General features: G+C 43.8%; 2 protein-coding genes and 1 pseudogene. 1 reads left to right on the top strand and 2 read right to left on the bottom strand.

All coding sequences use genetic code 11. The features are described from left to right. Positions 1 to 454: 454 nt before the first annotated feature. Positions 455 to 907 carry a hypothetical protein gene (locus LEP1GSC060_RS00870; RefSeq protein WP_036095008.1) on the bottom strand — a complete coding sequence of 151 codons (453 nt, stop codon included), beginning with the start codon at positions 905 to 907 and terminating at the stop codon, positions 455 to 457. 15 nt (positions 908 to 922) lie between these two features. Further along, positions 923 to 3712: an RHS repeat domain-containing protein gene (locus LEP1GSC060_RS00865; protein WP_420805469.1), complete on the bottom strand. Its 2790-nt coding sequence runs from the start codon at positions 3710 to 3712 to the stop codon at positions 923 to 925. 1550 nt (positions 3713 to 5262) lie between these two features. Here LEP1GSC060_RS00865 and LEP1GSC060_RS00860 point away from each other — a divergent pair. After that, positions 5263 to 5796, top strand: a pseudogene (locus LEP1GSC060_RS00860) (hypothetical protein); the annotation flags it as partial. Positions 5797 to 5817 lie beyond the last annotated feature (21 nt).

Raw genomic sequence — 5817 nt, 5'->3', positions numbered from 1 at the left:
ACACCTAGTACACCTAGTATCGTTGCCCACAAGTATTTGGATCTCAAGATAAATCTGTCGGAATTACGACAATCCTCCGTGAAACGTTCGGGAGGCTTTTCTCTATCAGAAAATCATACTTTTTGCAAGTAAAAAACTGAGTACTAGTGGCTAGGTTTTAGGGGTCGATTGACCTTGCCTAGGAGACGTTGACCTTTTTTTCAGTCGAAAAAAGGTCAACCTATTTCAGGCAAAGGTAGGGCGGCTCCGCTTCGCGGATCGGGCTCTCGGCTCCAGTCAATAAATTGTATGCTAAAAACGTTATACAAAGTATTGCCCTCATTCTCAATTTATTGACTACGCCTCCATCCCTGCCGCGGCGATCCATAGAGAGCCGTGGCATTGAGTTTCTTCCGCTCGTAGAGTAATGTTTTACTGTTGTTCGAGTGAAAGCGCATTTTAGTTTTTGGGAGGCTCAGGGACATTTTAACTCAAAATCGCCGTCATCAAGCAAAGTAATATACCATTCATGATCCGCAAAGTTGCTTGTCGAGTTATCCATAATCTCCCAAACCTCTTCAAATTCGTCTTCTTCCCGAAATAGAAATAAAGTTTTGTCGCCTATAACAATTGAGAGTTCACCTTTTTCGGAAACTGTAACAGAAGAGACGTCTTCTCCTATTAAATAAAACAAATCTTTTATTACTGCTGCTCGTTTCTCATAATAATCAGCGGCGCGATCAATTGAAGCGATATCCGTATTTACATAAAGTGAATTGTTCGTTGTTAGCCAAATAGTAATGGGAAGTTCTTTTTTACCAATTTGGTTAAACTCTATTTGTAAAGATATTTTATAGACCCTGATACTATCAAGTTGAGCTCCACTGAGTAATTTCATTAATGCTGATTGAATAACTTCATTTTTCATGCTAGTACCGATATATTACTGAAAATACATATGGCTTCTTGATTTTTGTTCATCGCCTTTCATATTTCCGGGATAGTTTTTTCCCGTATTAGGATTGACTGACATATTTGTATTTTCCTTAGTTGTCACCACTCTCGGCGGATGATTAGGTCCACCATCCATAACTCGAACATCCATTTTTTTATCAGGTATATTAAAAATAGTTCCACTTTCTTTTTTGTTTGGATCCCTTTCTTTTGTAGGAAATCCAGCCTTACTTAAAGAATCTTTAACTTTACCTGGAGAATTATGCATTACAGCGCCATCCGGAGAAACAATAAAATCAGCCTTTTTATTCCCAGTATTATTCCCTTTATTTGTAAGATCCGAACTAACTCCGCTTTTAGAATTTTCTTTTCCGCCACTACCGAGAGATTGTTTTGAGCCTTTTGCATTCAGCGGATCAAGACCTGCTTTTTCCATTTTTTTCGCATCATTCGGAGATACGGAAGTGTCTCTTGGCTTGTCAGATTTGTTCGGACTAGCTACATCTCCGCACTTTAGTGTTCCAGAAGAGCAAAGTGCCATTCCTGCCGCTGCTAAACCTTGTCCAACTCTAACAGCAATTGGAATCAATTGTCCCAAATGCCCCGTCGGATCCTTCGCCCCGATCGGATTTCCCTTCACATACGAGAACCGATTCCAGCCCTGCGTATCCAACTCCCCGTCAATGACGGTATCCGCGCTTGTAAATCTCGCAATCGCGGGATCATAAAACCTGGCGTTGTAGAAATAGAACCCAGACTCGCGATCCAACTCCTGCGAGTTGAACTTCGGAGCAAAGTTCGTGTCACCGCGTTGCACAAACGTCTCGCCATACGGCTGGTATTGAATATGAGAAAGCGAATTCCCCTCGTCGTCTAACACGTGTGAGACGGAGTCCACTTGGTCGGTGAGGAAATACGCCAGCGCACCGACTTCGTTCAGAGTAGCAATCCGAACCCCGTTCAAGAACACGTTATTCACGCTTGAAAGGACATTCTCAGCTTCGATGAACTCCAAACCAAAGAACTTGTTCGGATACAAAATTTCAACGTTTGCAAAAACGTGGTTCTTCGGTTCGAGTGAAGACTTGCGAATCCGAAATCCGCCCTCGTCATACCAGTAACTCCCCAAAGTCGAGTTGTTCCCGTCTTGGATCTGAACGATACGATCTTGCGAATCCACGCTGATCCGTTTCGTTAAGTCTTTTGCGTTGTCTCTTTGACGCGTAAGGTTACCATTGGCGTCATATTGCAAAACAAGCGTGTCGCTTCCAGTTTTGGAAGAATCAATCTTCAAAACCTGATGATTCTCGTAAACATAACTCCACTCGTCGGAGATGTTGCCACTTGCAGGATCCTGAATGCGTTTGGAAGTCAGGTTTCCGTTCTTCGCATACGAAAAAGACTGGCTGAAGTCCCTGCGGAAGTTGCCCGTTTCGATGTAACTGCCCGTAGCGTTTGTTAGACGTCCCAGGCCGTCGTAGTTGTAACCGTATTGCGTGTTGAAGTCGGAAGTAGAATTTGCAATATTTGTAATGTTGTTGCGATTGTTAAACGAATAAACTACGTCTTGCAGTATTTTGTTGTTACCGTTCACATCCCCGGAAGAATTGATACGAATCATTCTTCCTTTGACGTCGTAATTGTAACTCGTCGCGATCCCGTTTCCAAGCGTGAGGTTTGCCGTTTGCCCAAACTCGTTGTAACTGATGTTCTCAACGATATCCTTGTTGCAAAAACCCGGAAGAATTCCGTTTGTGTTTACTTGCACGGAAATTCCGGAGATGTATCCCGCGCTACCATATTCGTAACAAGCTCGCATTCTTGCGTGAGAAATCGGATGTTCTGGGTAATCGATTCTTGTCACACGACCTAAAAGATCATATCTAGTTTCTGTAATATAAGGACCTTGTGTTTCATTTGGAAGAGGGTTCCCGGTCGACGTTGCCAGAATCGTGCGAGTTTCTTTTTTGACACGACCGAGTTTGTCGTAGCTAAAGGTTTTGTTTTGATTGGAGTCTTCGACTCGTACGAGTTTTCCGAGTGAATTTTCACTTCCTGGAAAAGAATCGTACGTATACTGAATATTCCCTTCTGGGATATTTTTGGTCGCGATTCTTCCGATTGCGTCATACGACAAATTTGTCGTAACTCCTTTTGCGTTGGTGCTGGAAGTCAGGTCTCCAAATGCGTTGTAATTGTAGGAACTCACACCCAAGTCGGGATCACTTTCCGCGCGCAGTTTCCCAAACGCGTCGTAACTCCAAAAGGTTTGATTTCTACCACTCGTATCTTTTGCAGGAACTCCGGATGTTGTATTCGGACAGGACATCAAGTTAGAATCGTTGAGATCCGACTTCTTGGTACGGTTCCCTGCAATGTCGTAACAAAACCCGATCTTGGCCGCGCTTCCGTCGGAAGAAAAGTCTTCGACGTAGAGGATTTCACTGCTTGCATTTTTGACGATTCGTTTGCTCGTACCCGAGCTGTGTGTCTCCGTCGTTTCAAACGCGGAGTTGTAGGTGGTCGTGATGATCGTAGGAGTCGTTTCCCCTTCCGCCGTCGGAAGAATTGTTTTTTTCACCCGACCGATCGGATCATATTCGAAACTTGTAGGATTTCTTTCTTCGAGGTGTAAAACAAACCGGTCGATTTCACCGGAACTCGCCCAGTTGGATTGACCTTTGCGAACGAGTTTGCCGGTTCCGTCATAGACAAGTCTACCCGTGATCGCATATCCACCGTTAGACGCAGATTTGACCGTGTAGATGTTCCGACCCATTCCGTCCGCGTAGGTCCGACTTGCAAAGTCAGGATCAGCCGTTCCCGATGGGAGTGTTGTCTTTGCTGAGAGCGGAAAACCGGCGTCGTACGAGTAAGTCGCAGTCGTGCGAGAACCGTCGTCTGTGTCGGAGCTTGCACGGACGAGTCTTCCGTATTCATCATATTCAAAAATGCTTTTGTTCCCGTTTGGGTCCGTGGTTGTGGTCGGAGAACCGAACGCACTTCCGTAATGGATCTGATGTGTGGTCGGGATTTGGATGGAACCACCGAATTTTGTTTCTTGAGTCACAAACTGATTCAGTTCGTTGTCAAACGTGTAGGAACTCCCACGCGCGGGGCTGGAACTCGAATCTTTTTCGGTCGTTTGATTTCCGTGAGAATCATATTCAAATTCGGTTGTGTGAGCACCCACAGGACCGAGACCGCTCCCCGTGTAGGAACTCACACGTTTTGCAAGATTCCCACGACTGTCGTAACTGAAAAGCGACGTAATCTCGTGGGAACTCCCACTGTTCGCAACAGAACGAGTCGTACGTCTTTGGTTGGTCGTATCATCGGTATCAAAATCCGTAATATTCGTCGTGGACGTAACCCCGTGCACCGTGTCGGAAAAGTGATCGGTAGTCGTGTCGGTCTTGCGACTGATCTTGGTCCCGCTGATTGTAATGTCGGAACTTTGAGTCGTGGTTCTCGATCCACTCAAAAACTTTTCAACTTTTGAAGTAACGGGAAGGTAACTCGTAACACCCGGTGCCATCGCAATCTGTTTTACGTCCGTTGTCGTTTGTACGACACCGTAATCATTGTTGTCGTTCCCGACGATTCTTGTTTCAAACTCCGCCCCGGAAAGAGCCCGGTTCATTAGGAAGTCTGCATATGGAGTCGTATGGAATTTGTGGATCGTTCTTTCCCCATACGCTTCGTGTACGACAAACTCGGAAAACCCGAAGTAATCGGTTTCTTTTTTTCCGTTGATGAATGAAGAGAATGCAAACCCGTTCTTGTATTCGTATTCAAGTGAATAGGGGTTAGGGGATAGGGCGGCTCCGCTTCGCGGACCGGGCTCTCGGCTCCAGTCAATAAATTGCATGCTAAAAACGTTATACAAAGTATCGCCCTCATTCCCAATTTATTGACTACGCCTCCATCACCTGCCGCGGCGATCCATAGAGAGCCGTGGCATTGAGTTTCCTCCGCTTTGTGAAAGTATGTTTTTGCTGTTGTTTGAGTGATAGCGCATTTTTTACAACACCTAGTATTTCTATTTCTTTTCTTCTTTTAGATATCTCTGACTCGAAAGAAAATCGTTTTCAAAGAACATGCTTTTAATTTCTTCGCACCGCCGGTGCAGTGAAGCTTAGTTTTGTAAAAAAACAAAAATTTACAATACTTTCTTCACATATTGTAAAAATAGCGTCTCAACAATGTTTGTCAAGAAATTGAAGGAACCTGTATTTTATTCGCTTACAAAATTTCTTTGAAGTTGTAAATGCAATTCATTCGAAAATCATTGTATATTCGATTGCATATTCAAGAAGGACCTAACGTTTGTTTAACGAGATTTCTCTCTTTTTCAATTTCATCTTTCTTTTCCATTTTCTTTGTAATATTCGAAAAAAATCCCAAAGCACGGCTCGGATTTTGTTTCTCAAAAGTCAGCTTGTCGCCTACAAACGAAAGAGAAAGAAATTCCAAACAAAACCGTTTGAGAGATTGAAGCTTGTTTTCCTTTCGTATCTGGATCGGGATTGGAGAGAACATTTGATTTTGGTTTCTCCCGAAACTCTTCTCGAATGGAGAAACAACAAACTCAAGATCTTTTGGGCTCTGATTTCGAAACGAAAAAAACCGGGAAGACCTTCCGCTCCCTGGGATATCATCAAACTGATTCGAAGAGTAGCGAAGGAAAACAACGTTTGGGGAGCGACTAAACTTCACGGTTTGCTTTTGAAATTGGGTCATACTATTTGTGAAAGAACCGTTTCTAAATATCTTCCCAAGCGACCTTCCAATCCTAAAAAACGTCTTTCTTGGAAAGAGTTCTACTCTTTACATGCGGATGCGATGATTGTCTCCGATACGTTCTAGTGAATATGACTTTAC

The sequence above is a fragment of the Leptospira weilii serovar Ranarum str. ICFT genome, from assembly GCF_000332415.1.
GTDB classification, from domain to species: domain Bacteria; phylum Spirochaetota; class Leptospiria; order Leptospirales; family Leptospiraceae; genus Leptospira; species Leptospira weilii_A.
This window is presented reverse-complemented; position numbering and strand designations above follow the sequence as displayed.